This is a genomic window from Xanthomonas sp. SHU 308 (assembly GCF_000364645.1).
Classification (GTDB): domain Bacteria; phylum Pseudomonadota; class Gammaproteobacteria; order Xanthomonadales; family Xanthomonadaceae; genus Xanthomonas_A; species Xanthomonas_A sontii.
Genome location: NZ_AQOK01000318.1, coordinates 1 through 2,851, shown reverse-complemented (window position 1 = coordinate 2,851; position 2,851 = coordinate 1). Strand labels below are relative to the sequence as shown.

3 protein-coding genes are annotated in these 2,851 nt (G+C 70.3%); 1 reads left to right on the top strand and 2 read right to left on the bottom strand.

From position 1 onward, the window contains the following. Together D588_RS24530 and D588_RS0111280 are read right to left on the bottom strand one after the other, a co-directional pair. Positions 1 to 548 (bottom strand): phasin family protein (locus D588_RS24530; protein WP_017916055.1); only part of this gene is annotated, 548 nt, incomplete at its 3' end. A 122-nt stretch (positions 549 to 670) separates the two neighbouring features. Beyond that, positions 671 to 1,936, bottom strand: coding sequence for a patatin-like phospholipase family protein (locus tag D588_RS0111280; protein WP_017916054.1), 1,266 nt, complete (start codon positions 1,934 to 1,936; stop codon positions 671 to 673). 87 nt (positions 1,937 to 2,023) lie between these two features. Between D588_RS0111280 and D588_RS0111275 the strand changes: the two genes are divergently transcribed. Next, a complete protein-coding gene (locus D588_RS0111275; RefSeq protein WP_017916053.1) occupies positions 2,024 to 2,743 on the top strand; it encodes a hypothetical protein in 720 nt (239 codons plus the stop codon). Positions 2,744 to 2,851: the final 108 nt, after the last annotated feature.

Genomic DNA, 2,851 nt, shown 5'->3' with positions numbered 1-2,851 from the left:
TGGCGCGCCGCTGCTGCGCGCTTGGCGGCGCCGGCGGGCGACGCCGTGGTCTTCCTGGCGGCCTTTTTCGCCGCCGGCGCCTTGCCCGCCGCCTGCGTGGCACGGCCGCCGCGCAGATGCCGCAGTTCGCCATTGAGCGCGTCCACGCGCTCGATCAGCGCACCCAGGTCCTCGCGGCTGGGGACTTCCAGGCGGCGCAGCGCGCGCTGCACGCGGTCCTCGAACACCTTTTCCAGGCGGTCCCAGGTGTCGGCGGCGCGCTCGCGGGCCTGGCCGACCCGGTTCTCCACCGCATCGCGCACCGCATCGACCCCGCCGCCGGCCAGCTTGCGGGTGCTCTGCTCCAGGCTCAGGCCTTCCTTCACCAGGGTCTCGAACAGCTTGCCGCCCTCGGCCTGCGCACGGCCGAACGCGCCGACCCCGGCCAGCCAGACCTGCTGCGCCGATTCGCCCAAGCGCTTGGACAGCTTTTCCGCCTGCGCCTGCAGGGTGTCGTCGGCAGCGGCGGTGCTGCGCTTCTTGCGGGCGGACTTCTTCAGAGTGGCCATGACGGTGCGGTTCCTTCGGCGGGTGAGTGGCGGGGTTCGAGACTCGGGACTGTGACTAGAGTAATCACACCAGCGTGCGCAGTGCGCGGGGAGCGATGGCGCCGTCGGCCGGGGCGGCAGCGCTACGCCTCCGGCGAACGGCGGGTGCGGCGTGTGGCACGTCGGCCGGCGATGACCTGGTCGACGTCGTCCAGCGCACGCCGCAGCCGCGCGGTGGTCTCGGTCATGCGCCGCGGCTGCACGTCCACGCCATCGAGGAAGGTGCGCTTGCGGTCGTTGAGGATATCGTGGCGCAGCGCGATGCCGTGTGCGGCCAGCAGCGGTTCCAGCGTCTGCGCGTTGCGGCGCAGGTCGGACAGGGTGTTGCGGTAGGCGAGCTGGCACACGCGGTGGCGCGCGGCGTAGCTGAAGAGATTGGTGAAGAACAGCTCGCCGTTGTCGGCGTTGGGCTCGAAGACCAACTGATCCACCTGCGGGTACTGTCGCGCGTACTTCTCCAGCCCCACCTGCATGCGCGATTGCAGCAGGGTGCGGAAGGTCTGCGACAGCACCGCCGGCAGGCCACCGGCGAGCAGCCGCGCGCGGTCGATGTGGCCATTGCGGCGCGGCGCGTGGGTGGCGTCGTAGGGCACCAGCGGGTTGATCCCGATCATCAGGTCGATGCCGCGCTCCAGCAGGGTGGAGGCATGCATGGTGCGGCGCAGCGCGCCGTCCACGTAATGGTGGCCGTCGATCTGCACCGGCGGGTACAGCCCCGGCAGCGCCGCGCTGGCCTGGATCGCCAGCGAGATCGGCACGTGGTCCATGCCCGGCTCGCCGAAGCGCACCGCACGTCCGCTGTCCAGGTCCACTGCGACCACGAACAGATTGGCGTCGAGGTCGCGGAAATCGTTGCTGCGGCCGCGGCGGCTGAACACGTCCTGCAGGAAACGCTCGACCCCGGCGTTGTCGAACAGGCCGCTGGGCACCAGTCCGCCGAAGCGGGTGATCAGGTCCGACCAGCGGGTCTTGCGCGGTTCGGTGAGCAGGTCGTGCCACCAGCCGTAGGCCAGCCCCGGCAGTGTCGCGGCACGGCGCAGATACTCGTAGACGTTGGGCCGCAGGAAGTCTTCCGGGCGGAACCGCGCATCGTCGCTGTTGCCGGTGACGAAGATCCGGCAGATCTCGGCGCTGCTGATGCGGTTGGCCAGACCGGCGGTCAGGAACGCACCGGAGCTGACGCCCACGTAGCAATCCAGGCGGGTCAGGTCCAGTCCGTCCAGCGCCTCGTCCAGGGCGCGCAGCGCGCCGAGTCCATACATGCCGCCGATCGGCCCGCCGCCGGCGATGGCCAGGCCGATGCGGCCGTTGGAATGAGGACGGGGCGAGGCGCTGTGGAGGGAAAGCATGCGCGGTCCGCAGGAGGCAGTGGCGCGAGTGTAGCCGAGCGCCGTGACGCTTGCGGTCGTGCCGGGCTGCGACCATCATCGGCGCCCATGGCGCGCAGCACTCCCGTCCTGGAACGACTCGGCCGCCGCCTGGCGTGGCACCAGGCGCTGCACGACCCCGTGCGCGAACCGCGCAATGCGCTGCGCTGGCTGCAGGAACTGCGGCGCTGGCAATCGGAGCGGCTGGAGCACAGCTTCGAGCATTTCCTGGAGGATCCGCAGCGGCGTCCGGCGGCGATGTTCTTTCTCACCGACGTCTATGGCGATCGCGACTTCAGCCGTCGCGATGCCGATATCGTCAAGGTGTTGCCGATGATGCAGCGGCTGATGCCGGCGTCGTTGCTGGACACGGTCGCCGACGGCATCGAGCTGGGTGCGCTGACCCACGCCCTGGACCTGCGCATGGCCGAGGCGCTGCAGGCCCTGGCGCCGCGGCGCAAGCGCCTGGACGAAGCGTTGTATGCCGAAGCCTATCGGCAGACCGGGCTACCCCGGCTGCGCCAGCGCCAGATCGACCTGATCGCCCGCGTCGGTCTGGGCCTGGCCAAGGCGGTGCACACACCCGGCGTGCGCATGCTGCTGCGCTTCGCCCGCGGCCCGGCCAAGGCGGCGGGGCTGTCGGAACTGCAGGGGTTTCTGGAGCGGGGTTTCGACGCGTTCTCCAAGCTGGGCGATGCCGAGGGGTTCATCGGCGATATCGAGACCACCGAGCGCGCCGTGTCGGAACGATTGTTCGCGGGCGATCCGGATCCGTTTGCGTTGGAGTGAGTCAGCGGTCGGACCCTCACCCCAGCCCCTCTCCCGAGGTGAGAGGGGCTTTGGCTTCTCTCTTCTCCCTTCGGGACCATGGCCCCCTTTTGCGGGGGAAGGTGCCCC